The sequence below is a fragment of the Dyella sp. 01L423 genome (assembly GCF_056399945.1).
Genome location: NZ_JBFTSI010000002.1, coordinates 160,057 through 184,881 on the forward strand (window position 1 = coordinate 160,057; position 24,825 = coordinate 184,881).

A 24,825-nucleotide genomic window follows, 5' to 3' on the forward strand; every position below is an offset into this window, starting at 1 on the left:
GGGGATGCTTTATCAGTTCGCGTCGTGCTGGCCGAGGTTGGCCTTGATGATCTTCTCGGCCTCTTCGTCGGCCTTGCCGGCCATCTGGTCGTACACCGTGGTTGCCGCGATCGGCTGACCGTTGCCGAGCGCCGCATTCATGGCGCCCTTGTCATCGCTGATAGTGACGGTGACATCGGTGGACAGGCCCACGCGCAGCGGATGCTCGTCGAGCTCCTTGTCGTCCAGCGCGATGCGCACGGGCACGCGCTGCACCACCTTGATCCAGTTGCCGGTGGCGTTCTGCGCGGGCAGCAGGGAGAACACGCTGCCGGTGCCGGCGCCCAGGCCGATCACCTTGCCGTGGAATTCGACGCTGCCGCCGTAGACATCGGCCTCGACCTTGGCCGGCTGGCCCACGCGGATGTGGCGCAACTGGTTTTCCTTGAAGTTCGCGTCCACCCACAGGTTGTGCAGCGGCACCACCGCCATCAGCTGCTGGCCGGGCTGCACGCTATTGCCTACCTGCACGCTGCGCTGGGCCACGTAACCGGTGACCGGCGCGTAGATGTAGTTGCGCTGTGCGGCGATCCAGGCCGAACGGTAATTGGCGCGTGCCTGTTCCACCGCCGGGTTGGTGGCGATGCGGGTGCCTTCGATGGTGGCGTGCGAAGCCGCGGCCTGGGCCTGCGCCGCGTCGAGCGAAGCCTGCGCCTGGTCGACGGCATCGCGCAGGTGCTGCACCGTTTCCGGCGCTTCGGCCTGGGCGGCCACCAGCGGTGCGCGACGGGCAAGATCGGCCTGGGCCTTCTTCAGATCGACGCGGGCCTTGGCCACCTGGGCATCGGCACTGGTGGCGGATTCGGTCTGCTGGCGCACTTGGCGCACGGCCTGCGCGAGCGCGCTGCTCATCTGCTGCAGGCGCACGTCGGCGTCGGTGTTGTCGAGCTTCACCAACACCTGGCCGGCTTCGACGCGCTGCGTGTCGTCGGCCAGGATGGCCACCACGATGCCGGGCACCTGCGCGGAAATCGCCACCTGGTTGCCGCCGACATAGGCGTTGTCGGTCTTCTCGCGGGTGGAGAACACGAACAGCCACAGCAGCAGCCACGCCACGGCGGCCAGCACGAAGACCGCGGCGACGATGAACAGCGCGCGACGGCGCTTGGCGGGGTCCTTCGCCGCCATGCCGCTGTCGTTGTCGTTGTTGTTCTTGACGTCGGAATCAGTGGCGCTCATTCGGGGCGTCTCCGGAAAGGTTCAAAGGGGAAGAGGGGTGGTCGCTGGATGCCTGCGCCGGCAGGCTGGCGCGGTAGCCGCCGCCCAGGGCCTTGATCAGCGAGATATCGGTGGAGAGCGCCTGACCTTGCAGGGTCACATCACTGTCCTGCTGCTGCAGAAGATCCGCCTGCGCACTCAGCGATTCTCGGCTGTCGCTCACGCCGCGCTTGACGCGCGATTGGGCGTTGGCGAGCAGTTGCTGGTTGGCGGCGATTTCGCGCGCCTGCTGCTTGCGGCGATCCTGGATCTGATCCGCGGTCAGGCTTTGCGTGGCGACATCGCGCGCGGCGCTCAGCACGGTGCTGTTGTACTGCGCCACGGCGGCGTCGAGCTGGGCCTTGCTCACGCCGTAGTTCGCCTCGAGCAGGCCGCCGGTGAAGATCGGCAGATGCAGGGCTGGGGTCAGGCCGAACACACGGCTGCCGGCGTTGAACATCTTGTCGAGGTCGATACTCGACAGGCCCGCCATCGCGCTGATGCTGATGTCGGGGAAGAATTCCGCGCGCGCCACATCGGTCTGGCGCAGCGCCGATTCCACCTGCCAGAGGCTGGCGGCGATATCGGGACGGCGCGCGATCAGATCGACGCCGACATTGTCCGGCAGTCCGGTGGTGGCCTCAGGCAGTGCGCGCGGCTGCAAGGCGGGCAGCTGTGCCGGCGACACGCCGCACAGGCTGGCGAGCGCCGCTTCACGAATGCGCGCGGAGCTTTCGAGCACCACCAGCATCTGCCGAGCGGACGCGGTCTGCGCCTTGGCCGACTGCACCGTATCCGGACGATCCACGCCTTGCTTCACGCGCAGTTGCGCGATCTGCTCGAGCTGCTCGGCCGTCTGTACGGTCTGCTTGGCCAGGGCAATGCGGCTCTGATCGGCGAGCCAGCCGAAGTAGGTGTCGGCGACATTGCTCTGGATGGCAAGCGCGGCCGCGCTGTGCTGCGCTTCGGCCGCATGCGCCTGATCAACCGCCGACTCGATGGTGTTGCGCTTCTTGCCCCACCAGTCGAAGTCGTACTGCGCCTGCACGCCGATATCGCCCTGGTTGTACCAGGTGAAGCCGAGGAACTTCGGCGGGATCAGGCCTGTTTCGCTCAACCGCTGACGCTCGACTTGCGCGCTGCCGTTCACGCTCAGCCCGGCCTGTGCCGTGGCTGCACGAATATTCTGCTGCGCCGAATCCACGCGCGACTTGGCCTGGGCCAGATCCGGCGAATCCTCCATCGCCAAGTCGATCAGCTGATCGAGCTGCGGGTCGTTGTACTGCTTCCACCACGCGGCATCGGGCCAGCCGGCGCGATGGCCGGTCTGAAGGCCGGCCAGCGGAACATCGTCGCGCACCGGTGGCCGATTCAACTTGGCGGGGATGGAACAGCCCACAACGGCCACAGCGATCGCGCAGGCAAGCAGCGCGCGACGGCCGAGTCCGTGGCGTAAGAGGGAGTGAGGAGTCATGGACCAGCGTCCGGCTGAGTGAGCGAATCGATGTTGACGGCGATCTGGCGCAGAAGGCGGTCGAGCGTGCGCTTGTCGGCGGCACTCAACGAGGCGAACGCGCCATGAACGTTGGGGAAGAGCGGAGGAAGAATCTTTCGCACAAGTCGCTTGCCGGCGGTCGTGATGCTCAGCACGACCCGGCGTCGATCTTCTGCGCTGGTGGCCCGTGTGATCAGGCCGCCCTTGACCAGTACGTTGGCGATGCGCGTCATGTTGGTGGCGCCTTGCTGCGCGTACTCGCACAACTCGGTGGGCGTCGCGCTGCCGGTGGGGCTGCTGTAGATCATCATCAGCGTGCGGAAGTCGCTGTCGTTCAAGCCGTGTGGCTTGAGCTTGCTTTCCAGCTCGCCGAGCAGGGTGCCCCCGACCAGCAACAACAGGCGCGTGAGCACGACTTCCTGGACGGGAAGGTCCGGAAAGATCTCGCTGACACGACCAATTCCCTCGTCCATATGGTCGAGGCACTCATGCATGCGCTTCATTTCACCAAAGAATAGTTCGCCAGTGAAGTAATTAGGCTAGCATCGGCTTCGATCGGCCCGCAAGAGTCAATCGAACCGGAATAGATTCCGGGCGTTGCGGGTAGTGGCTTCGGCGATGGCCTCGGGGCTGACGCCGCGGAGCCCGGCGATCACCTGCAGCACTTCGACCATGTTCGACGGCTCGTTGCGCTCGCCGCGATGGCAGGCGCCGGGCTGGTCGGGTGCGTCCGTCTCCAGCAGCAATCGTTCGACGGGCATGGTCGCGACGATGTGACGAAGTCGTTGTGCGCGTTCATACGTCACCGGCCCGCCGATGCCCAGACAAAAGCCCAGCTCCCATAGCCGCTCGGCTTGTTGCTGGCTGCCCGAGAAACTGTGAACCACGCCACGTAATCCACCCATGCGGCGCATGGTGGAGGTGACTTCATCCATCGCGCGTCGCGCATGGACGATGACCGGCAGATCGAACTCGCGCGCTATATGCAATTGCTGCTGGAAGTAAAACCGCTGCCGCTCGACGTCGAGTTCGGGCAGAAAATAGTCAAGGCCAATCTCGCCCACGGCGACCGCGCGATGCGCCCTCAGCCACGCGGCCAGCTCATCGAGGTGCTCGGGACGATGCTCGTCGAGATAGATCGGATGCATGCCATAGGCGGGCAGCACGCAGGCGTGATCGGCGGCCAGTTCGGCAATCCGCGGCCAGGATGCGCGATCGATGGCCGGTACCACGATGTGCCTGATGCCGGCGTCGCGCGCACGCTGGAACATGGCGTCCCGATCGGGTGCGAAACCCGCATCATCGATGTGCGCATGGCTGTCGGTGAGTTCGAGCACAGTAAGGGGCATCCTGAATTTGAAACAATGCGCGGCTTCGGTCTAAGCGAGCATTCAGTGACCCAGAGGTTCAATGATTGCGCTGGAATCGAATTCAAGCAGGAGCGGGGGCGCTCCGCTGGTCCCACTAGGAGAGCATTATGAACAGGTTGGTCGTTTCGGCGCTGCATGTCGGTTTCGCCGGTGTATTGATGGTGGGTCTTTCGGCGTGTAATCGGGACGCGAATGCTGACGGTGGCGTGGGCGCCGCTGCGCAGCAGCAAGGGGCTGCCGATGGTGCCAAGTACGCACGCGTGACGAGCGTGACGCCGGTCCGTGAGGCTGCGAGTGCGCCGCAGCAGGTATGTCATGACGAGGTGGTGACCACGCACAAACCGGTGCAGGACACCCACCAGATTGCTGGTACGGCCATTGGTGCCGTGGCCGGTGGCTTGCTCGGCAACCAGGTCGGCGGCGGCAAGGGCCGTACGCTGGCGACCGTGGCCGGCGCTGTTGGCGGTGGCTACGCGGGTCACGAAATCCAGGCCAATCACCAGGCCAACGCCACCCAGCAAACCACGCAGCGTAAATGCACCACAGTGGCCGGCAGCGGTGGCGACAAGGTGGTGGCATACGATGTGAGTTACGAGTACAACGGCGTGACCCGCACTGTACGAATGGATCACGATCCGGGTGACAGGCTGCAGGTACAGGAAGGTGTGGTAGCCGTTTCCGACGCTCACTGAGGATTCACGCCATGCAAACACTGCTTAGACATTTGGCTGTCGTAGGACTTGTTTCCGCTGTTGCGCTGCTTTCCGGTTGCCAGACGCCACCGCAGCGCCAGGTGGCTTACAGCGGCGCTTCCAACCGTTGCGAGCAGTGTGGCGTGGTCAGTGACGTGCGGCAGATCCAGACCCAGAAGGAATCGTCGCCGCTGGGCATGGTCATCGGCGGCATCGCTGGCGGCGTGATCGGCAATCAGTTCGGTGGCGGCAGCGGCAAGGCCCTGACCACCGTGGCTGGTGCGGTGGCGGGCGGCGCCATCGGCAATCAGGTCGGCAAGAACAATAGCGGACCCGATGTCGCATGGCAGGTCACCATCAAGCTGGACGACGGTCGCTATGCCACGGTGACGCAGGCGGCAGATCCCCAGGTCCGTCCTGGTGACTACGTGCAGATCCGCAACAACCTCGTGTACCGACTCTGACGTAAAGACGTCTGGACGTCCAAACAAAAAAGGCCCTCTTGCGAGGGCCTTTTTTTATGGGGAGGGGTTTGCTTAGTTGCTGACCGCGTAGAACGCGTGTTCGCCAATGGTCTTGACGCGTTTCGTGGACCACGCGGTGGTCACGGCGAGCGTGGCGAAATGATCTGCTTGCGGCACGTACACGGTGCGCTCTCCCTTTGGCAGGCTCCAATTGCTGATCGAATCACCAGCAATCTTCCACGCCTTGGTCCAGGAGTTGAGATCGGTCACTTCGAATGTGCTTGCGGTGGTAGTCAATGCGAATTGCCGCGGTGACTTGACCACCTCGCAAACATTGTCGCCCCAGGTGCCGCGGTCGCGACGACGAAGAGCAACTTCGGCCACGGCATACTGGCCGAGGGTCGATTCACTGCGTGCCTCGAGATACACCGTCGTGGCCAGGCAGGTCTGGTCCGCGAGGGGCTGGGGTAGCACGGACGCTAACCACAACAGCATGGAAAGTTTCATTGAGTCTGCCTCCAACGTGCTGTACGCGTGAGGTCGGTACTGCTGACTTCGCGCGCCGTTGCGGTGGACGGGCGGGCAGGCCGTTCCACCTGGATTGATCGCCGCGACCGAAACTTGTGGTCAGGCGGTTTGCCACGGGATTGTGGCCAGTCGAGCGGCTGTTCCGGTGCCACTCAAAACTTGTGGTGCTGCAAGGGCATAGATCGGGTACTAAGGACCGCGTTGCCTGCAACGTCATCCGCGCCAAGGGCGGACTGGATACACCGACATCTCTGTCGGGTCGCGCTGATCCGGACCCCTCCGGTTCGTCGCGTATGTCGACACCCAGGGCAGTGGGTATCAGTCGAATTGGTTGGCGAGACTAGTGGCCGATTTCTGATCTGGCAAGTGCCTGGCAGTTCAGGTTCACGTCACACTCACATTGTCATCTCGCTTCGTGAATCTTTGCGCTTGTGTGTTTCGTCATGCAGGCCAACTCTGCGCAACATGCAAGCGGATGCCTTCGTCAGTATCGATGCGCGATGCATCGTCAAGCGAATTCATTAGACCATCGTCTATGACTGCAAGCGCTCGAAAGGTTGCATCGTCATTCGCTACATCGAGCAATTGAATGCTCTTGTCACCGTTACGGTGCAGCACGGTGCCCCCGCTCACAAACTGCGACAATACGACGCAATGCATATGCCGCTTGTGTCCGCCGCGATAGTGCAGGCGCGCCACGATTTCCTGGCCGGGATAACAGCCTTTGTCGAACGCGACCGCTTGCAGGCGCTCGAGCGAAATAGCAGGCGGTAGCAATGCGCCCAATGCGTCTTTCGGCAACCATGGCCAGCCCGCGCGTACCTGCAACGCTCGCCACGCATCGTCGGCAGTTGCAGCGCCGACGATCACGCTGTGATCACCGCAACCGAATACGTACGCATCGCCTTCACGATGCACGGCGTACGTCGTGAGTGCTGCGCCAGTGGCAAGCGCGCGCGGTTCGAGCACACTCAGTTTGACCTTGGAGCGAAACACGAAGCGTTGCAGCGATGCCGCCATCGAGGATGCATCGCCGCCGCGCAACAGCAGCAGCAACGAGTCATCGGCGATACGCGCAAGGTGGAACAAGGCAAGCACGCGGCCCTGGGCGTCGAGCCAAGCACTAAACTGCCAGTGGCCGACGGCAAGCGACTGGACATCGCTGGTGAACTGGGCTTGCGCAAAGGCAACGGCATCGGTGCCTTCGATCAGCAGGGTCTGGGCGGTGAGGTCGTTAGGCATAAGAAGGGGACGTATGGGCGGGGTGGCCAGGTCACAAGGGCTGCCGCGCTACTGGCAGAGCAGCGCACCGTCGTCAAGGTTGTGCTGCATTAACGCAGGTATTACGCTTTTACGGCTTTCAAACACCATGTCCGATACCTCCTCCCAAACTGAGTCCAAGCCCGCGTCCGCTCCGGTGGAGCAGGTTCCCGTGCCCGCGGTTCCGGCCACGGACAAGACTTCGACGGAGCGAGCGGCCCCCGATCCCACCCGCTACGGCGATTGGGAAAAGAACGGGCGCTGTATCGACTTCTGATTCGCCGCGCCGGCTCGGGTCGGCGTCGTCGGAAACGGGAAGGGCGGTAAAGGGCATCAGCGATTCCACCCAGGATAGCCGCCATGGCAGACACGCAACGACCGCTCTCTCCCCACATGGGCATATATAAGTGGCAAGTGCAGATGGTGACCTCCATCGTGCACCGCGCTACCGGTATCGCCCTCTCCGTCGGAACCTTGCTCGTGTTGTGGGGTGTGTTCTCCCTCGCCAGCGGCGAAGACAGCTACAACCAGTTCAAGACCTGCATCGGCAGCCCGATCGGCATGATCCTGATGATTGGCTGGAGCTGGGCACTGTTCTTCCACCTCTGCAACGGCATCCGCCACCTGATCCAGGACGGCGGCATGGGCTACGCCATTCCGCAGTTCATTCGTTCCAGCTGGCTCTCGATCATCGGTAGCGTGGTGCTGACCATCATCGTGTGGGCTTACGTGCTGACGGCCGGAGGTGCCGCATGAGCGCCAACGGTCCGCAGTACGACGTGCGCAAGGAGTTGCGCAATCCCTTGAAGCGCGCCCGCGGCCTCGGCTCGGCGCAGTCCGGTGTCGGTCACTGGTGGACGCAGCGCATCACCGCCGCCGCGCTGGTGTTCCTCGGCATCTGGTTCGTGGTGGCGGTGCTGGGCGCCTTGCACGCCGACTACGCCACCGCTCGCGCCATGATCGCCAAGCCGTGGAACGCGTTGCTGCTGGTCGCCTTCGTGCTGGCCATGTGCTGGCACGCGGTGCTGGGCCTGCAGGTGGTGATCGAAGATTACGTCCATACCCGCTGGGTGGAGGTTTCCCTCCTGGTGCTGGTGAAGTTCATTGCAGTGCTCGGCACGTTGGCCACCTTGATGGCCGTGCTGCGCGTGGCGCTGGGAGCCTGATTCGATGGAAAGCTACAAGATCCAACAGCATAAGTACGACGTGATCGTGGTCGGCGCCGGCGGCGCGGGCCTGCGCGCCACCTTCGGCCTGGCCGAGAAGGGCCTCAAGGCCGCGTGCATCACCAAGGTCTTCCCGACCCGCTCGCACACCGTGGCGGCGCAGGGCGGCATCTCCGCCGCGCTCGGCAACATGGGCGAGGACGACTGGCGCTTCCACTTCTACGACACGATCAAGGGTTCCGACTGGCTCGGCGACCAGGACGCGATCGAATACATGTGCCGCGAGGCGATTCCGGCGATCATCGAGCTGGAACACTACGGCGTGCCGTTCTCGCGTACCGAGGAAGGCAAGATCTACCAGCGTCCGTTCGGCGGCATGACCACGCACTACGGCAAGGGCACCGCGCAGCGCACCTGCGCCGCGGCCGACCGTACCGGTCACGCCATCCTGCACACGCTGTACCAGCAGGCGCTGGCGCATGACGCCACGTTCTTCATCGAGTACTTCGCCATCGACCTCATCTTCGACGAAGAAGGTGTGTGCCGCGGCGTGCTCGCGCTGGACATGAACGAAGGCACCTTGCATTTCTTCCGCGGCCACGCGGTGGTGCTGGCGACCGGCGGTTACGGCCGCGCGTACTTCAGCGCCACTTCGGCGCATACCTGCACCGGCGACGGCGGCGGCATGGTGCTGCGCGCGGGTCTTGCACTGCAGGACATGGAGTTCGTGCAGTTCCATCCGACCGGCATCTACGGTTCGGGCTGCCTGATCACCGAAGGCGTGCGTGGCGAAGGCGGATACCTGACCAACTCCAACGGCGAGCGCTTCATGGAGCGCTACGCGCCCAACGCCAAGGATCTCGCTTCGCGTGACGTGGTCAGTCGCGCCATGACGATGGAAATCCGCGAAGGCCGCGGCGTCGGCGAGCACAAGGATCATATCCACATCAACCTGATGCACCTGGGCGCGAACGTGATCCACGAACGCCTGCCGGGCATCGCCGAATCGGCGCGCATCTTCGCCGGCGTGGACGTGACCAAGGAGCCGATCCCGGTCATCCCGACCGTGCACTACAACATGGGCGGCATCCCCACCAACTATCACGGTGAAGTGGTGCAGAAGCGCGGCGACGACGTCGATGCCGTGGTGCCGGGCCTGTTCGCCATCGGCGAAGCGGCTTGCGTGTCGGTGCATGGCGCCAACCGCCTGGGCTCCAACTCGCTGCTCGACCTGGTGGTGTTTGGTCGCGCGGTGTCGCATCGCTGCGCCGAGATCATCAAGCCGGACACGGCGCACAAGGATCTGCCGGCCAGCGTGCTGGACAAGGCACTGGCTCGCTTCGACGGCCTGCGCAACGCCAAGGGCAGCCAGCCGACCGCGAAGATCCGTGCGGAAATGCAGCGCACCATGCAGTCCGATGCGGCGGTGTTCCGCACCGGCGAGTCGCTCAAGGAAGGCTGCGAGAAGATCTCCAAGGTGCGCGAATCGTTCAAGGACGTGGGCGTCAGCGATCGTTCGCTGGTGTGGAACTCCGACCTGATCGAAACGCTGGAACTGGCCAACCTGCTCGACCAGGCCGTGGCCACCATGTATTCGGCCGAGCAGCGTCACGAGAGCCGCGGCGCGCATGCCCGCGAGGACTTCCCCGATCGCGACGACCATGTGTGGCAGAAGCACACCATGGTGTCGGTCGATGAAGCCGGCAAAACCAACTTCGATTTCCGTCCGGTGCACATGTACACCATGACGAACGATGTCGAAGTCGTGCCGCCGAAAAAGCGCACTTACTGATACCCGGACTGGAGAGCCACTGTGGCTGAGTTTTCGCTTCCCAAAAATTCCAAAGTCCAGCCGGGCAAGCACTTTCCGGCCAAGGATGCAAAGAAGCCGCGCACCTTCCGCATCTATCGCTGGAGCCCGGACGATGGCCAGAACCCGCGCATCGATACGTATGAAGTCGACATGGCTTCGTGCGGCCCGATGGTTCTGGACGCGCTGCTGAAGATCAAGAACGAGATCGATTCGACGCTCACCCTGCGCCGCTCGTGCCGCGAAGGCATCTGCGGTTCGTGCGCGATGAACATCGATGGCACCAACACGCTGGCCTGCACCAAGGCCATCGAGGATTGCGCCTCGGGCGACGTGAAGATCTACCCGCTGCCGCATATGCCGGTGGTGAAGGATCTGGTGCCCGACCTCACGCACTTCTACGCCCAGTTCGCCTCGATCAAGCCATGGCTGCGTACGCAGAGCCCGGCGCCGGCCGACAAGGAGCGCCTGCAGTCGCCGGAAGACCGCAAGAAGCTCGACGGTCTGTACGAGTGCATCCTGTGCGCCTGCTGCTCGACCAGCTGCCCGAGCTACTGGTGGAACGGCGACCGCTACCTCGGTCCCGCCATCCTGCTGCAGGCTTATCGCTGGATCATCGACAGCCGCGATGAGGACACCGGTGCGCGTTTGGACGATCTGGAAGATCCGTTCAAGCTGTATCGCTGCCACACGATCATGAACTGCGCCCGCACCTGCCCGAAGGGTTTGAACCCGGCGAAGGCGATTGCGGAGATCAAGAAGTTGATCGTCGAGCGTCGGACCTGATGAAAACCTCAAATCCTTCGTCATTCCCGCGAAAGCGGGAATCCAGTGCCTTCGGTCACAGAAGCAAAGGCGCTGGATCCCTGCTTTCGAAGGGATGACGGGGGAAAGACGACGGTTCTCAAGATTCTCTACTGCTATTGTTACCTCTTCCTGGGGCTCTGCCCAAGGAAGAGGTACTTACGCTAGGAGGCGCCGCGTTTTATGGACGAAGCCCGCATCAAACGCCTCCGCTGGCGCACCCGCCGCGGCACCCGCGAGCTCGATGCCCTATTTGGCGGCTGGCTCGACGAACGCTTTGCCAGCGCCGACGAAGCCCAGCGCCAGGCCTTCGATGAACTGCTCGACGTGCAGGACCCGGACCTTTGGGACTGGGTGATGGGACACGCCAAGGCGACGCGTCCGGACTGGCAGGCGATCATCGATGACATCCGCGCCCGCCATCGGCTTTGAATACCGGCCCTCGCGCTGGCTGGGCCGTCTGCTCTTCCTGGTTTCAGTCCTCGCCACGCTCGCCGTATGGATAAGCGCTGCGCCGTGGCTGGCCAAGCTCGCCATCAGCGTCGCGATAGGAGTGGCTCTCTGGCGGGCGCTGCTGCGCTGGACTGGCGTACCGGTGCAGGCAGCTGGCTGGGGGCGTGATGGCCGCTGGAGCCTCAGATTACGGGGCGACCAGGACTGCACTGCGACCCTGGCGTCGTATCGCGTGATCGGCACGCAAGCCGTATGGCTGCGGCTGTCGCAGGCCGACCGGGGCCACGCCACGCTGCTGCTGGCGCCCGACAATAGCGATGCCGATATCCGCCGCCGGCTGCGCATGCGTCTGGCCCAGGTCGAGGCCTCGGGCACTTATGCAACTGGCCGCGGTCCTACGGTTTAGCCGCGTTACAGGCGATAATCGTCAGCATTCGGGCGGCCAGCCCCTTCGATACCCATAAGCGACTGCCCTAATGTTCCGACCGCTAGAGCTTTTTATTGGCCTGCGTTACACCCGCGCCAAGCGTCGCAATCAATTCATCTCCTTCATCTCGACCGTCTCCATTGTCTGCATCGCCATCAGCGTGACCGCGCTGATCACGGTGATGTCGGTGATGAACGGCTTCGACGACGAGTTGCGCTCGCGCATCCTCGGCGCCATTTCGCATGCCACGGTTTCCGGCATGCCGGGCGAAGCCGTGCAGGATTGGCCGCGCGCGGTGAAGATTGCTGGCGCCAACAAACACGTGCTTGGCGCCGCGCCCTATGTGGAAAGCGAGGCCTTCCTGCAGGCGCGCCGTTCCACCGGCGGCTTGCTGCGCGGCATCGAGCCGGCGCAGGAGCCCAAAGTCTCCGACCTCGACCAGCACATGGTCGAAGGCAAGCTCACCGAGCTGACGCCCGGCAGCTGGCACATCGTGCTGGGCCGTGAGCTGGCGATGCAGCTGGGCGTGGCGGTGGGCGACAAGGTCATCGTCGCCGTGCCGGCGTTCCAGTCTTCGCCGATCACCGGCAGCGTGCCGAACCTGCGCACCTTCACCGTGTCGGGCGTGTTCGAGATGGGCATGCAGGAGTTCGACTCCGGGCTAGCGCTGGTCAACATGACCGACGCCGAGCGGCTCAATCGCCTGGGTGGCCCCACCGGTATCCGCCTGAAGCTCGACGACATGTTCAATGCACGCGAGGTCGCGCGCGAACTGGCCGACCAGCTGGGGCAGGTCTACCGCGTGGACACGTGGATGGACAGCCACGCCAACTTCTTCTCCGCCATTTCGATGGAGAAGAAGGTGATGTTCATCATCCTCTCGCTGATCATCCTGGTGGCGGTGATCAACCTCATCTCGATGCTGATGATGCTGGTGACCGACAAGCAGGCCGATATCGCCATCCTGCGCACACTCGGGTCGACACCACGCAGCATCATGGGCATGTTCATGGTGCAAGGCGTGCTGGTGGGCTTCGTGGGCATTGGTTTCGGCGTGGGCCTGGGTTCGCTGCTGTCCTGGAAACTGCCCGGCATGGTGAAGTGGATCGAACACGTCACCGGCGTCACCTTCCTCTCGCCGGACGTCTATTACATCAGCGAGCTGCCGAGCAAACTGCTGGCGAGCGACGTGGGTTGGGTGGCGCTGATCACCTTCCTGTTCTCCTTGCTGGCCACCCTTTATCCCGCTTGGCGTGCGTCGCGCACCCAGCCCGCGCAGGCGCTGCGTTATGAATAAGCCGAATCCTCCCGCCAATGACGTGGTGATGCGCGCAAGCCATATCGCCAAGACGTACGAAGAAGGCGATCTGAAAACCGATGTGCTGTCCGACGTGAGCTTCACCCTGAAGCGCAGCGAGACGCTGGCCATCGTGGGTGCATCCGGTTCGGGCAAGAGCACGCTGCTGCATATCCTCGGCGGCCTGGACACGCTGACGCGTGGCGAAGTGGAAGTGGACGGGCGCAACCTGTCCAGCCTTTCCGATGCGGAGCGCGGCCGCGTGCGCAACCGCTCGATGGGTTTCATCTACCAGTTCCACCATTTGCTGCCGGAATTCACCGCGTTGGAGAATGTGTGCATGCCGCTGTTGATCCGCGGCGTGTCCATCAGCGAAGCGGAACGCCAGGCAGCGGCGCTGCTGGGTCGGGTAGGCCTGGGCCAGCGCTTGCATCACAAGCCGTCCGAACTCTCGGGCGGCGAGCGCCAGCGCAGTGCGGTGGCGCGCGCGCTGGTGACGCGTCCGGCCGTGGTGCTGGGCGATGAGCCCACCGGCAATCTCGACGAAACCAACGCGGCACAGGTCTACGACCTGATGATCGAACTCAATCGCGAGATCGGCACCAGCTTCATCCTGGTCACGCACGACAATCGCCTCGCCAAGCGCATGGATCGCACGCTCGAACTGCACAACGGCAGCCTCGTGGAAAAGATCCACGCCTGACGACCGAGGCCGCCGCAAGGCGGCCTTTGTGTTTCAGGCCTACAGGTTTTTCGGCGACGTCGTTGCTTCGCACGCATTAACCTGATCCCCTCCGCACGGAAGGGGACGGCATTGCGCAAGGACGGCGCGCTGGTACCGGCAATCATGTTGCTGCTTGGCGTGCTTGCCGTGCAGTGGCTGGTGGTGTTGCCGCCGGCCTGGATCTGCGGCGCACTAGCTGTATTTGCGTGCATCGCGCTTCGTCTAGGCGCCTATGGGCGGGCGTTGGCCTGGTGTTTGTTCGGTGTCGCGTGGGCATGCTGGCGCGGCGGCGCCGCCATGGATGCGCGCCTGCCGCGCGAGCGGGAAGGGCAGGACATCACCGTCGTGGGTCGTGTCGCCGATCTGCCGGTCGTCGGCAACGACACCACCGGTTTTTTGCTCAACATCGAACATGCCGCACTCGGCGAAGCGCCGTTGCTCTTGCACGGCCGCGTGCGCGTGAATTGGTACCGCGACGTTCCGGAGATACAGCCATGTAGCCGCTGGCAACTCAGCTTGCGCCTCAAGCGTCCACGCGGGCTGGTCAATCCCGGCGGCGCCGACGGCGAACGCAGCGCGCTCGAACGCCACATCGTGGCGGTGGGCTATGTGCGCGAGGGTGCGGACAATACGCCGCTGGAAAGCGCGGGTTTCTGCATCAACAGCATACGGGCTGCGATCAGTCGCGCGATTGCCGCGCGCGTTGGCGATCCGCACGATGCGGCCTTGCTGCAGACGTTTTCCGTGGGCGATACGCGTGGTTTGAGTCAGCATGATTGGGAAGTCGCGCGGGCCAACGGCATCCCCCACTTGATCGCCATTTTGGGTTTTCACGTGGGCGTGTCTGCCTTGTTCGGCGTGTGGTTTGCGCGTCTCGTCTATCTGTTGATGCCGCGCTGCGGATGGCGATTTCCCCGAGTGCAAGCGCGAGCCATGGCGGCGATGGCAACGGCAGGGGTGTACAGCGCATTGGCGGGCTTTGGCCTGCCGACTGTGCGCACTTTGCTGATGATTGCCATTGTGGCGCTGGCCCGTTGTTCCCGGCGTCATCCGACGGGCGCGCAGACGCTCTCGCTCGCGCTGATGGCCGTGCTGTTGGTTGATCCTCTGTCGGTGCTGTCGGCAGGATTCTGGCTGTCGTTTATCGGCGTGGCGTTCCTGATGGTGAGCATGTCGATGCGCGGCAAGGGACTGCGCGGCTTTCTGCACGAGTTGTCCGCCGGGCAGCTGGTGATGACGCTGTCGCTGTTGCCGTTGACGATGTGGTTCTTCGGCGAATCGTCCCTCGTTGGTGCGCTATCGAACCTGATCGCCGTTCCGTTCGTGAGCTTCGTCATCGTGCCCGCCGCATTGATCGGCATGATTGCGCTGGGGATCTGTCCGCCGCTGGCGCAGCCGGTGTTTGTCGTTGCGGGGTGGCTGGCGCATGCGCAATGGTGGCTGCTCGAGCGGATGGCGACCTGGCCGGGTGCGCATTGGTATCTGCCCGAAGTCAGCGCATGGGCGCTGGTGCTGGCGACCTTGGGCGCGCTGTGGTTGTTCGCGCCGCGCGGCATGCCCATGCGATGGCTCGCCGGTGTGTTGTTCCTGCCACTGCTGTTTCCGCAGCGAACGCTGCCCACGCAGGGCGGCTTCCAGCTGTGGATGCTGGACGTGGGGCAGGGCCTGTCGGTGGTGATTCGCACCGAGCATCACGCACTCGTCTACGACGCGGGTGCGCGCTATCCGTCGGATTTCGATCTGGGCGAGGCAGCAGTGCTTCCTTCGCTGCGTGCGCTGGGCATCGAACATCTCGATCTGCTCATCGCCAGTCACGCCGATAACGATCATGCGGGCGGCATCCCGGCCGTGGCAGCAGCGTTTCCCGCGGAGGAACGCCTCTCGGGTGAGCCCGAACGACTCTCCATCGCGATGGCGGCGTGCGAGGCCGGCAAGACGTGGCAATGGGATGGCGTGAGCTTGCGAGTGCTGCCCTCGGGCGCGGCCGGTGGTCCGGCGAACGACCGCTCCTGCGTTCTGCTGGTGGAGGGGCGGGGCGGCCGCGCGCTGCTGACCGGCGACATCACGGCGGCCGTTGAACCGACGGTGGCCGCATCGCTGCCGCCGGGACCTGCGCTGGTGATGACGGTGCCTCACCACGGCAGCAAGACATCATCAAGTGCCAGTTTCATCCAGGCGATAGCGCCCGCGCTGGCCCTGGATTCGGCAGGCTGGCACAACCGCTTCCACCACCCCAGCCCGATCGTCATCAAGCGCTACGACGAGGCCGGCGTGCCGTGGCTGAACACCGCGACCGCCGGGGCCATCCAGGTCGACGCGCCGCCGGATCGGCCGCCCCATGTCGCAGCCACCTGGCGGCAACGCCAGTCTCGCTACTGGCGCGAATAAGCCTGGGACCTTGCCGGAAGCCATCGGAGGCCCCAAAAAGGCGACTTTCGCAACTGCCACCGGTGCCGCGGAACCGCGGGACGAGACTGTTATGATGCGTCCCTCCTGACTGGCGAAGTGGCTCGGAGTCGTTGTGCTGGATATCTTGATGGCTGGTGGCTGGGCGATGCTGCCCATCCTGATCTGTTCGGCGGTCGCCCTGGCGATCGTGCTGGAGCGTTGCTGGACCCTGCGCCGCAAGTCGGTGCTGCCGCCCGGCCTGGGCGAGGAAGTGCGCAACTGGGCGCGCTCGGGTCAGCTCGATCCGAGCCACCTCACCACGCTCGCCAATGGTTCGCCGCTGGGCGAGCTGCTGGCCTCTGCGCTGGCTGTGCGCAACCGCCCCCGTGAGCTCATCAAGGAGCGCATCGAGGACACCGGCCGCCATGTCGTCCATCGCATGGAGCGCTATCTCAATACCTTGGGCACGATCGCCCTGATCGGCCCGCTGCTTGGCCTGCTCGGCACCGTGATCGGCCTGATCCGCATGTTCATGGAAGTGCTGCACGGTGGCGTGGGCGATCCCATGAAGATGGCCGGCGGCATCGGCGAGGCGCTGATCTGCACCGCCACCGGCCTGATCGTGGCGATTCCGGCTTACGTGCTGCATCGCTATTTCCGTTCCAAGGTGGCTGGCTACTGCGTGGATATGGAAAAGCAGGCCACCGAGTTGCTCGACGAGCTCACCGTCAACCAGCCGGCTCCTGCGCCCCGCACGCGTACGCCGCGCGCTGCCGCCGCCGAGTCGAGCGCGAGCTGACGCATGCGTATCGGCAACGACCGTCGGCAAGACGACTTCGAGATCAACGTGATCTCGCTGATCGACGTGCTGCTTACCCTGCTGATGTTCTTCGTGTTGACGACGACCTTTATCCAGCACTCGCGCCTGCAGGTGACTCTGCCCAAGGCCAGTGCGGAAGAGCGCGACATGCAGGCTCCCGCGCTCACCGTCGTGGTGGATCGCGACGGCCACTTCTTCGTGGGCAGCGATGAAGTGCATGGCGAAGGCGTCGAACCGCTCAAGCAGGCTATTGGCAATGTGGTTGGCGACGATCGCGAGCGCCAGGTCACCATCCGCGCGGACGCGATGACCCCGCATCAGAACGTTGTCACCGCCATGGACGCGCTGGGCCAGCTTGGCTTCACCAAGTTGTCCATCGCCACGACCCCCAGCCAGGCGGATAGCGCTCAGTGAGCAACGGCAAGGTAAAGATCTGGGACGCGCATACGCGCCAGATCTACAAGCGCCTGTTCGGTTACACCAGGCGCTTCTGGGTGGTGGGTGTGATCGCCATCATCGGCATGATCGTCGACGGCGGCGGCCTGGCGGTATTCACCAAGCTGCTGAAGCCGATGATCGACAAGCTGTTTGTCGACAAGGATCCGGTGCTGATTTTCTGGATGCCGATCTGGATCGTGCTGATTTTCCTGGTACGCGGCATCGGCACCTTCGCCAGCAGCTACGGCGTGTCCTACATCGGCCGCAACGTGGTCAACGCGATGCAGCGCGACGTGTTTGGCGCGTATCTGCGCCTGCCGGCGACGTTCTTCGGCCAGGAGCATTCCGGGCACCAGGTTTCGCGCATCACCTATACCAGCGAACAGGTGGCGTCCGCCTCCACCGATTCGGTCAAAGTGGTGGTGACCGAAGGCGTTACCGTGATCGGCTTCATCTACGTGATGTTGAGCACCAGTGCCTACCTCACGCTGGCGCTGTTCGTGATGGTGCCCCTGATCATGCTCATCGCTAGCATTGTCAGCCGTCGCTATCGTGCGATCAGCCGTCGCATCCAGGGCATGATGGGTTCGGTGACCGGCACGGTGGAAGAATCGGTCGAGGCGCATCGCGAGATCCGCATTTACGGCGGCCAGGAGCAGGCGGCTGCGCGTTTCAGGGATGTCACCGACAGCACGCGTCGACTGAATCTCAAGATTGCTTCCACCAATGCGCAGTCGAGCACCGCGATCCAGACCGTGGCGGCGCTGGCGCTTGCGGTAATGGTGTTTCTGGCGACGCGGCCGTTCGAAATCCAGCACATGACCGCCGGTGTGTTCATCACCGTGCTGACCGCCATGGGCGGCTTGATGCCGTCGCTGAAGCGGCTGGCGAATATCCAGTCGAACATCCAGAGCGGCATTTCCGCGGCCGAAAACCTGTTCGAGATCATCGATACGGCGCCCGAGGTTGATGTGGGCACGCGCGTACTGGAGCGCGCCCAGGGCGACATCCGCTTCGAGAACGTGGGGTTGGTGTATCCGCGCGGCGAGTTCGAAGCCTTGCGTGGCATCAACCTGCACTGCGCGCCGGGCACGGTCACCGCCTTGGTGGGGCGATCGGGCAGTGGCAAGAGCAGCCTGGTCAGCCTGCTGCCTCGCTTCAACGCGCCGACGACGGGACACATCCTGCTCGACGGCGACGACTACGAGAGCATCACGCTGGCCTCCTTGCGCCGGCAAATTGCCTGGGTGGGGCAGAGCGTCGTGTTGTTCGACGGCACCGTGGCGGAAAACATTGCGTATGGCGAACTCGCCGGTGCGAGCGAGGCCGACATCATCGCCGCCGCGCAGGCAGCCAATGCGTGGGAATTCATCCAGAAGATGCCGCAAGGCATCCATAGCGTGATCGGGCAGGGCGGCAATCTGCTTTCCGGCGGCCAGCGCCAGCGCCTGGCCATCGCACGCGCGATCCTCAAGAACGCACCCATCCTCGTGCTGGACGAAGCGACCAGCGCGCTGGATACCGAATCCGAGCGCCTGATCCAGCAGGCACTGCAGGGGCTGATGAAGGACCGCACCACGCTGGTCATCGCCCATCGTCTGTCGACCATCGAACACGCCGACCAGATTGCCGTGATGGACCAGGGCCGCATCGTCGAGCGTGGCACGCACGCGGACCTGCTGGCCTTGAACGGCCACTACGCCGCGCTGCATCGCATGCAGTTCCACAGCCAGGCCAGTGACTGAGGCCATGGCATGACGACGGCCGAACGTCTCGAATCGGCTTGGTACGGCACAGCGCGTGCACCTTGGTGGACCGGGCCATTGTCGCTGCTCTACGGCGCGCTCACCGCGCTGCGGCGCGCGCTGTATCGCATGGGCGTGCTGCGCAGCGTGCAGCTGACGGTGCCGGTGATCGTCATCGGCAACTTGAGCGTGGGCGGCACTGGCAAGACCCCCTTGACCATTGCCCTGGCCGAAGGGCTGCGCGAGCGCGGCTACACGCCTGGCGTGGTGAGTCGCGGCTACGGCGGCACCCAAAAACTTCCTCTGTTGCTGGATGCGTCGGCCACGCCCGCACAGGTCGGCGATGAGCCATGCCTGATCCGCGCCAGCGGTGTGCCGGTGGCCGTGGGACGCGACCGACCCGCGGCGGCGAAGCTGTTGATCGACGCCGGTTGCGACGTCGTGATCGCCGATGACGGCCTGCAGCACTATGCGCTGGCGCGCGACCTGGAGATCTGCGTGATCGACGGTGTGCGCCGCTTCGGCAATGGCCGCCTGTTGCCGGCCGGTCCCCTGCGCGAGCCTATGTCGCGTCTGCAGCAGGTCAGCTACCGCGTCTGCAACGGCGGTGCGGTGGCGCCCGGCGACATCCCGATGGAACTGCACGGCGGCATGGTTCGCGCTCTGGTCGACGATCACGCCCAGCCGCTGGCGGATTTCGCCGGCCAGGCCGTGCATGCGGTCGCCGCGATCGGAAATCCGGCGCGCTTTTTCGCCAGCCTACGTGCGCACGGTTTGCAAGTGACCGAGCATCCGTTTCCAGATCACCATGCGTTTGTGCCGAACGATCTTCCGTTCGACGGCAAGCCAGTGCTGATGACGGAAAAGGATGCCGTGAAATGCAGATCCTTCGCTCAGGCCCATTGGTGGTCGGTGCCGGTGCGGGCGGTACTGCCGACAGCGTTCTTCGACGACATCGGTGCGCGCCTGCGCGGCCAAGAGCGCTGACGTCAGACACAAAAAAAGCCGGCCTTCGCAGGCCGGCTTTTTTGTTTGCATCGTGCAGCGACTTACTGGATGCGGGTGATATTGCCCTGCGGGTCGATCTGCACCAGATCGCCGGTGCGGATCGCGCTGGCGTCAGGCACCGTCACATTGGCATAGGAGCCATTGCCCATGCGGATGCGCAAGCTGTAGCTGGCGTTCGGGCGGCCGCTGTTGGCGCCGATGCGGTTGCCCGCGTAGCCGCCGCCGACGGCGCCGGCCACGGTGGCCAGGGTGTTGCCCTTGCCCTTGCCGACCTGGTTGCCCAGCACGCCACCGGCGATGCCGCCGATGATGGTGCCGGCCATGCTGTGGTCATTGCCCTGGGTGATGTTCTGGTCGATCGCTTCTACCGTGCCGCACTGGTCACAGCGGATATAGATGCCGTCGTTGCGGACCAGTACGCCGTTGCGCGCCGGCTGCTGGGACTGGGCGCTGGCGGCAAACGGGCTGATAGCCAGCAGGGCTGCCAGGGACAACACGGCGATACGGGGGGTGAACATGGACTCTCTCTCTCCATTGGGTGGGCGTTGCGTGGCCAGTCTAGCGAGGCAGGCTGAATGGCGGACTGAATGAATCGACCAAGACCCTCTATCATGTGCACTTTTCCGCCCGCCCGCCGTGACCCCTGCGGCACGTTGCGCAAGCCCTGCACCTTCGGAGCTGTCATGAGCCTTATCCAAGTCCCGGTTTCTTACGGCGAGCTGATCGACAAGATCACCATCCTGGAAATCAAATCCAAGCAGATCACCGACGCCGCCAAGCTGGCCAACGTGCGCACCGAGCTTGATCTGCTCAACACCACCTGGGCAAGCCATCCGGCCTCGCAGACTGACATCACCGCCGAACGCGCCCGCCTACTGGCCGTGAACGAGTCGCTGTGGGACATCGAAGACCGCATCCGCCTGAAGGAAAAGGCCCAGGCCTTCGACGCCGAATTCATCGAACTGGCCCGCGCGGTGTACTTCGAGAACGACGACCGCGCTGCGGTGAAGCGCGAGATCAATATCAAGCTGGGCTCGCAGCTGGTGGAAGAAAAGTCGTACCAGGATTACAAGGCGAAGTAACTCGCCTCACCCCCTTGTGGGAGCGCACCCTGTGCGCGACTGTCGCAACGTGCCAGTCGCGCACAGGGTGCGCTCCCACAGGGAAGATCGACTCAGAAGAGGCCTAGGTGCTCTGCGCACGCTTCGAATCGATCGATCACCTCATCGACGGCGATCAGATCCATCACGCCGGGCTTCTCGATCTTCGTGCCCCACGGTATCTCGCTGGCGGGTTTGCCGAGAAAGGCGAGTGAGGCTTCGTTGTATTTGTCCACGCACCAGCGGCGGTCGGAATAAGGACCCGAACGATTCGGGTTGCTGGCGGCGTGCAGGCCCAGCACTTTGCAGCCCACCGTGTTGGCCATGTGCATGGGGCCGGAGTCGGGGGTGAGCAGGATGGGGGCGCGCACCAACATGGCCATCATCTTCTTCAGCGTGTCCTTGCCGGTGAGGTCGAGCGGTGCATGGCGGCAGGCGGCGAGCACGGCGTCGGCCATGCTCCGTTCGAGTGCGGATGGGCCGCCCACCAGCACGACGCGCCAGTTTTTCTCAGCCGCGTGATCCATCACGGCGGCGTAGCGCTCGGGGCGCCAGTTGCGCACCGCGTGGCTGGAGGTTGGGCTGACCAGCAGCGTCGGCTGCTCGCCGGGTAGCTGTTCGGCGGCCCAGGCATGGGCGTCCTCGGGGATGGGAATATCCCAGCGTACCTGCGTCTGCTTGAGACCCAAGGGTTCGCAAAAGCTGCCCATCGCATCCAGCACGTGTTCGCCGGTGCGGGCGGGTATGCGCTCGCCGATCACCAGGCCGTGACCATCCTTGGCGCGTGCCTGGTCGTAGCCGATGCGGCGATCGGCTTTGATGAACAGGCTCAGCAGGTTGGAGCGCAGCGCCACCTGCATCTGCAGCAGGGCGTCAAAGCGTTGCCCTTTCAATTCCGTGCCGACGGCACGCATGCCGGCAATGCCCGCGCCCTTGTCGAAAGTGACGAAGTCGACCCCGGGCAGGTCGCCCACCAGCTTGCGTTCGAGCTTGCCCACGATCCAGCTCAGCTTGGCTCGTGGCCACGCCGCCTGGAGGGTGCGCACCAGCGGTACGACGTGGGTCACGTCGCCGATGGCGGAGGTTCGCAGCAGGCAGATCGAGGCAGGCGTGGGCATTAGGCTAGAATCATCGGACTTAGGGCTCGGGGCGTGCGTCTGAAGCGTAGAGGGCGATGCAGGAACGAATTCGCGAGAGCTCCGCTGGTGTGATTCTGTTCGACGCCGCGGTGTCCCCACAAGTCGAAGACGATTGGTTCGAGCCCGAAGCATGGCGCGAACGTGGTGGCTTGCGCCAGCAAGCGGGTGGCCGCGGTGGCGTGGCCATCATCGACACTTCGGTGGGTGAATGCGTGCTGCGGCACTATCGACGCGGCGGCATGGTGGCCAAGCTGATGGGCGACCGCTACTTCTGGCGCGGCGCGCAGCACACGCGTTGCTTCGCCGAATTCCGCCTGCTGGGCTTTATCGCCTCGCGCGGATTGCCCAGCGCACAGCCGGTCGCCTGCCGTTACCAGCGTCGTGGCTGGTTCTATACCGCCGACCTGATCACCCGCCGCATCGCCCATGCGCAGACGCTGGCCGAGTGTCTGGCGGCCGGGCAGCTGGACGGTGAAATGGCTGAGCTGGTCGGCGCGCTGGTGGCGCGCTTCCATCGCGCCGGCATCTGGCATGCCGATCTCAACGCCCACAATGTGCTGGTGACGAGCGATGAGCTTTACCTCATCGACTTCGACCGCGGCTGCCTGCGCGAGCCCGCCGAGAGCTGGCAGCAGGCCAATCTGCTGCGCCTGCGCCGTTCGCTGCTGAAGCTTGGGGCGGCGGCGCAAGGCGAGGCCGCGTTCGACGAGCAGTTGTGGAAACCCCTGATCTATCGCTACGAGCGTACGCTGAGAGCATGAACTGGTCCCTGCATTTCCTGGGTGTGGGTGCGGCGCACGCCGTGGAACTGGGTTCCTCGGCCGTCGTGCTTGAGCGCGACGGCAAGCCGCTGTTGCTGATCGACTGCGGCCCGGACACGTTGGATCGCTATGTCGCCGCGTATGGCGAGCCGCCGCGTGCGCTCTACATCACGCATACGCATATGGACCACATCGGCGGCATGGAGCGGCTGTTCTTCCGCCTGTGGTTCGACGAGCAGTGGCGGGGACGCACGCAGGTGTTCGTGCACGCCGGGCTGCTGCCCTGGCTGCAGGCGCGGGTGGCGGACTATCCGAACGTGCTGGCCGAAGGCGGCGTCAATTTCTGGGAAGCCTTTCGGCTGGTGCCGTGCACGCGCGGCTTCTGGCTGGACGGGCTGTGGTTCGACGTATTCGGCACGCGCCATCACATGGCGGGCACCTCCTACGGCGTGGCCCTGGCGGGCAGTTTTGCCTATACCGGCGATACGCGCCCGATCCCCGAAGTGCTTGCCCGCGTCGCGGCCGGCACGGAACTCATTGCCCATGATTGCGGTCTAGTAGGCAACCCCTCCCATACCGGCATTGACGACATCGAGCGCGAGTATCCGCAAGCATGGCGTTCTCGACTGCGGCTGTATCACTACGGCAGCGAGGCCGATGGACAGGCACTGGCGGCGCGCGGTTACACCGTGGCTCGCACAGGCGAACGTGTTGCCTTGCCTGCGCCGATGCCGCCGCGTCCCGAAGCCGGTTGACTCCACTGCAGGACCCTCCAATCCATGTCCACGCCACACCTGCGCAAGCTGCTGCGTTATCGAGCCTGGGCCGACGAGCTGATCTATGACGCCGTGGCCGCCCTGCCGGAAGGCGCGTCCACCGCGCCGCGCGCCACCATCTTCGGAAACATGTTGCGCACCCTCAGTCATAGCTGGGTGGTCGACGATATCTTCCAGGCTCACCTGCAAGGGCGTGTTCACGGCTACACGAGTCGCAACACGCCCGAGCCGCTGCCGTTTGACGAGCTGAGGGTGCGCCAGAACGCCATGAATACCTGGTATCTGGAGTACGCCAGCGCACTCACGCCGCAACAGGCCGCCGAGGTCGTCACTTTCGAGTTCATCGGCGGTGTGGAAGGGCGGATGAGCCGCGAGGACATGGTGCTGCACGTGGTCAATCACGCCACTTATCACCGAGGTTTTGTCGCGGATATGTTCTACCAGGTGCCTGTCAAGCCGCCGGCGACCGACCTGCCGGTTTTCCTCCGGGACGTGCCCCAGGAATGAGCAAGGTGGCGGGCGGCTATCTTGTGTGAACGCCCCCGTCCCGTTATCCTCTCGCTTCTTTGCCGGGGCCAATGGGCTGTGGCAAGGGGTTTCACCATTGCGGAGAGGTGTCCGAGTGGTTGAAGGAGCACGCCTGGAAAGTGTGTATACGGCTTATCCCCGTATCGCGGGTTCGAATCCCGCCCTCTCCGCCAGTGAGTGAAACCTAGCGCCGGCCTTGAGCTGACGCACAAAGTACGTCTCTATGGTGGCCCTGTCGGTCCCCCCGCGACGATAGTTCGTAAATTCCGCCAGGCCCGGAAGGGAGCAACGGTAGCGAATGATTCGGGTGCCGGGGTGTGGCTGGCAGGGCCGCCGCCTTTTCAGGCCCTCGATCCTCCAATCCCCCTCGATCCCGTCGCGTCATACTGCTGGATG

General features: G+C 64.2%; 29 protein-coding genes, 1 tRNA gene and 1 other RNA gene. 23 read left to right on the forward strand and 8 right to left on the reverse strand.

Annotation, left to right across the window (positions count from 1 at the left end; translation table 11 throughout):
- Positions 1–12: 12 nt before the first annotated feature.
- The 4 genes from AC1DMY_RS07305 to AC1DMY_RS07320 form a co-directional block, all read right to left on the reverse strand.
- Positions 13–1,218 carry an EmrA/EmrK family multidrug efflux transporter periplasmic adaptor subunit gene (locus AC1DMY_RS07305; RefSeq protein ID WP_477164325.1) on the reverse strand — a complete coding sequence of 402 codons (1,206 nt, stop codon included), beginning with the start codon at positions 1,216–1,218 and terminating at the stop codon, positions 13–15.
- Positions 1,205–2,710, reverse strand: a complete 1,506-nt coding sequence (locus tag AC1DMY_RS07310; protein WP_477164326.1) for an efflux transporter outer membrane subunit — start codon at positions 2,708–2,710, stop codon at positions 1,205–1,207. Before AC1DMY_RS07310 ends, AC1DMY_RS07305 begins: the two co-directional genes overlap by 14 nt.
- Positions 2,707–3,234, reverse strand: a complete 528-nt coding sequence (locus AC1DMY_RS07315; protein WP_477164327.1) for a MarR family winged helix-turn-helix transcriptional regulator — start codon at positions 3,232–3,234, stop codon at positions 2,707–2,709. Before AC1DMY_RS07315 ends, AC1DMY_RS07310 begins: the two co-directional genes overlap by 4 nt.
- Before the next feature lie 66 nt (positions 3,235–3,300).
- Positions 3,301–4,068, reverse strand: a complete 768-nt coding sequence (locus tag AC1DMY_RS07320; protein WP_477164328.1) for a TatD family hydrolase — start codon at positions 4,066–4,068, stop codon at positions 3,301–3,303.
- Positions 4,069–4,208: 140 nt separating this feature from the next.
- On the opposite strand from AC1DMY_RS07320, the gene AC1DMY_RS07325 reads away from it, so the two are divergent.
- Both AC1DMY_RS07325 and AC1DMY_RS07330 read left to right on the forward strand, forming a co-directional pair.
- Positions 4,209–4,793: a glycine zipper 2TM domain-containing protein gene (locus AC1DMY_RS07325; RefSeq protein WP_477164329.1), complete on the forward strand. Its 585-nt coding sequence runs from the start codon at positions 4,209–4,211 to the stop codon at positions 4,791–4,793.
- Between the two features lie 11 nt (positions 4,794–4,804).
- The gene (locus tag AC1DMY_RS07330; RefSeq protein ID WP_477164330.1) at positions 4,805–5,257 is read left to right on the forward strand and encodes an outer membrane lipoprotein; all 453 of its coding nucleotides are present in this window, start codon (positions 4,805–4,807) and stop codon (positions 5,255–5,257) included.
- Positions 5,258–5,329: 72 nt separating this feature from the next.
- Here the strand turns inward: AC1DMY_RS07330 and AC1DMY_RS07335 are convergent, their stop codons facing one another.
- Positions 5,330–5,764 (reverse strand): cell wall hydrolase, encoded by a 435-nt coding sequence (locus tag AC1DMY_RS07335; RefSeq protein WP_046970111.1) that lies wholly within the window; start codon positions 5,762–5,764, stop codon positions 5,330–5,332.
- A 462-nt stretch (positions 5,765–6,226) separates the two neighbouring features.
- Entirely contained in the window at positions 6,227–6,841 is a 615-nt protein-coding gene (gene ygfZ / locus AC1DMY_RS07340; protein WP_477164331.1) for a CAF17-like 4Fe-4S cluster assembly/insertion protein YgfZ, read from the reverse strand.
- A 24-nt stretch (positions 6,842–6,865) separates the two neighbouring features.
- Between ygfZ and AC1DMY_RS07345 the strand changes: the two genes are divergently transcribed.
- The 15 genes from AC1DMY_RS07345 to lpxK all read left to right on the forward strand — a co-directional run bounded on the left by AC1DMY_RS07345 (position 6,866) and on the right by lpxK (position 20,104).
- The gene (locus tag AC1DMY_RS07345) at positions 6,866–7,120 is read left to right on the forward strand and encodes a hypothetical protein (protein WP_477164332.1); all 255 of its coding nucleotides are present in this window, start codon (positions 6,866–6,868) and stop codon (positions 7,118–7,120) included.
- A 34-nt stretch (positions 7,121–7,154) separates the two neighbouring features.
- Complete coding sequence (locus tag AC1DMY_RS07350; RefSeq protein ID WP_204634504.1) at positions 7,155–7,322, forward strand: DUF1674 domain-containing protein; 168 nt, start codon at positions 7,155–7,157, stop codon at positions 7,320–7,322.
- Positions 7,323–7,405: 83 nt separating this feature from the next.
- On the forward strand, positions 7,406–7,801 hold the full coding sequence (gene sdhC, locus AC1DMY_RS07355) for a succinate dehydrogenase, cytochrome b556 subunit (protein WP_477164333.1): 396 nt from the start codon (positions 7,406–7,408) through the stop codon (positions 7,799–7,801).
- Positions 7,798–8,211, forward strand: a complete 414-nt coding sequence (gene sdhD / locus AC1DMY_RS07360) for a succinate dehydrogenase, hydrophobic membrane anchor protein (RefSeq protein WP_477164334.1) — start codon at positions 7,798–7,800, stop codon at positions 8,209–8,211. The genes sdhC and sdhD overlap by 4 nt, the downstream gene beginning before the upstream one ends.
- 4 nt (positions 8,212–8,215) lie before the next feature.
- On the forward strand, positions 8,216–10,003 hold the full coding sequence (gene sdhA / locus AC1DMY_RS07365; protein ID WP_477164335.1) for a succinate dehydrogenase flavoprotein subunit: 1,788 nt from the start codon (positions 8,216–8,218) through the stop codon (positions 10,001–10,003).
- A gap of 21 nt (positions 10,004–10,024) precedes the next feature.
- Positions 10,025–10,807, forward strand: a complete 783-nt coding sequence (locus AC1DMY_RS07370) for a succinate dehydrogenase iron-sulfur subunit (protein ID WP_109125947.1) — start codon at positions 10,025–10,027, stop codon at positions 10,805–10,807.
- Between the two features lie 201 nt (positions 10,808–11,008).
- Positions 11,009–11,257, forward strand: coding sequence for an FAD assembly factor SdhE (locus AC1DMY_RS07375; protein WP_114823390.1), 249 nt, complete (start codon positions 11,009–11,011; stop codon positions 11,255–11,257).
- A complete protein-coding gene (locus AC1DMY_RS07380) occupies positions 11,229–11,684 on the forward strand; it encodes a protein YgfX (RefSeq protein ID WP_477164336.1) in 456 nt (151 codons plus the stop codon). The genes AC1DMY_RS07375 and AC1DMY_RS07380 overlap by 29 nt, the downstream gene beginning before the upstream one ends.
- 70 nt (positions 11,685–11,754) lie before the next feature.
- Positions 11,755–13,002 carry a lipoprotein-releasing ABC transporter permease subunit gene (locus AC1DMY_RS07385; protein WP_477164337.1) on the forward strand — a complete coding sequence of 416 codons (1,248 nt, stop codon included), beginning with the start codon at positions 11,755–11,757 and terminating at the stop codon, positions 13,000–13,002.
- A complete protein-coding gene (lolD, locus tag AC1DMY_RS07390; protein ID WP_477164338.1) occupies positions 12,995–13,705 on the forward strand; it encodes a lipoprotein-releasing ABC transporter ATP-binding protein LolD in 711 nt (236 codons plus the stop codon). The genes AC1DMY_RS07385 and lolD overlap by 8 nt, the downstream gene beginning before the upstream one ends.
- A gap of 111 nt (positions 13,706–13,816) precedes the next feature.
- Positions 13,817–16,114, forward strand: coding sequence for a DNA internalization-related competence protein ComEC/Rec2 (locus AC1DMY_RS07395; protein ID WP_477164339.1), 2,298 nt, complete (start codon positions 13,817–13,819; stop codon positions 16,112–16,114).
- Between the two features lie 148 nt (positions 16,115–16,262).
- The gene (locus tag AC1DMY_RS07400; RefSeq protein ID WP_477165000.1) at positions 16,263–16,913 is read left to right on the forward strand and encodes a MotA/TolQ/ExbB proton channel family protein; all 651 of its coding nucleotides are present in this window, start codon (positions 16,263–16,265) and stop codon (positions 16,911–16,913) included.
- A gap of 3 nt (positions 16,914–16,916) precedes the next feature.
- Positions 16,917–17,348: an ExbD/TolR family protein gene (locus tag AC1DMY_RS07405; RefSeq protein ID WP_477164340.1), complete on the forward strand. Its 432-nt coding sequence runs from the start codon at positions 16,917–16,919 to the stop codon at positions 17,346–17,348.
- Positions 17,345–19,117 carry a lipid A export permease/ATP-binding protein MsbA gene (gene msbA, locus AC1DMY_RS07410; RefSeq protein ID WP_477164341.1) on the forward strand — a complete coding sequence of 591 codons (1,773 nt, stop codon included), beginning with the start codon at positions 17,345–17,347 and terminating at the stop codon, positions 19,115–19,117. Before AC1DMY_RS07405 ends, msbA begins: the two co-directional genes overlap by 4 nt.
- A 9-nt stretch (positions 19,118–19,126) precedes the next feature.
- Positions 19,127–20,104 (forward strand): tetraacyldisaccharide 4'-kinase, encoded by a 978-nt coding sequence (lpxK, locus tag AC1DMY_RS07415; RefSeq protein ID WP_477164342.1) that lies wholly within the window; start codon positions 19,127–19,129, stop codon positions 20,102–20,104.
- 62 nt (positions 20,105–20,166) lie between these two features.
- On the opposite strand, the gene AC1DMY_RS07420 is transcribed toward lpxK, so the two are convergent.
- Positions 20,167–20,643, reverse strand: coding sequence for a glycine zipper 2TM domain-containing protein (locus AC1DMY_RS07420; protein ID WP_477164343.1), 477 nt, complete (start codon positions 20,641–20,643; stop codon positions 20,167–20,169).
- A 165-nt stretch (positions 20,644–20,808) separates the two neighbouring features.
- Between AC1DMY_RS07420 and AC1DMY_RS07425 the strand changes: the two genes are divergently transcribed.
- Positions 20,809–21,207, forward strand: a complete 399-nt coding sequence (locus AC1DMY_RS07425; RefSeq protein ID WP_477164344.1) for a DUF6165 family protein — start codon at positions 20,809–20,811, stop codon at positions 21,205–21,207.
- Between the two features lie 92 nt (positions 21,208–21,299).
- Here AC1DMY_RS07425 and AC1DMY_RS07430 read toward each other — a convergent pair whose 3' ends face one another.
- The gene (locus AC1DMY_RS07430) at positions 21,300–22,343 is read right to left on the reverse strand and encodes a glycosyltransferase family 9 protein (protein WP_477164345.1); all 1,044 of its coding nucleotides are present in this window, start codon (positions 22,341–22,343) and stop codon (positions 21,300–21,302) included.
- A gap of 56 nt (positions 22,344–22,399) precedes the next feature.
- Here AC1DMY_RS07430 and AC1DMY_RS07435 point away from each other — a divergent pair, with 56 nt between their 5' ends.
- The 5 genes from AC1DMY_RS07435 to ffs all read left to right on the forward strand — a co-directional run bounded on the left by AC1DMY_RS07435 (position 22,400) and on the right by ffs (position 24,759).
- Positions 22,400–23,125, forward strand: coding sequence for a 3-deoxy-D-manno-octulosonic acid kinase (locus tag AC1DMY_RS07435; RefSeq protein WP_477164346.1), 726 nt, complete (start codon positions 22,400–22,402; stop codon positions 23,123–23,125).
- On the forward strand, positions 23,122–23,880 hold the full coding sequence (locus AC1DMY_RS07440; RefSeq protein ID WP_477164347.1) for an MBL fold metallo-hydrolase: 759 nt from the start codon (positions 23,122–23,124) through the stop codon (positions 23,878–23,880). The genes AC1DMY_RS07435 and AC1DMY_RS07440 overlap by 4 nt, the downstream gene beginning before the upstream one ends.
- A 24-nt stretch (positions 23,881–23,904) precedes the next feature.
- Positions 23,905–24,408 (forward strand): DinB family protein, encoded by a 504-nt coding sequence (locus tag AC1DMY_RS07445; protein WP_477164348.1) that lies wholly within the window; start codon positions 23,905–23,907, stop codon positions 24,406–24,408.
- Between the two features lie 101 nt (positions 24,409–24,509).
- Positions 24,510–24,602 (forward strand) — tRNA-Ser (locus tag AC1DMY_RS07450).
- 60 nt (positions 24,603–24,662) lie between these two features.
- Positions 24,663–24,759: signal recognition particle sRNA small type (gene ffs / locus AC1DMY_RS07455), an RNA gene on the forward strand.
- The last annotated feature ends 66 nt before the right edge of the window (positions 24,760–24,825 follow it).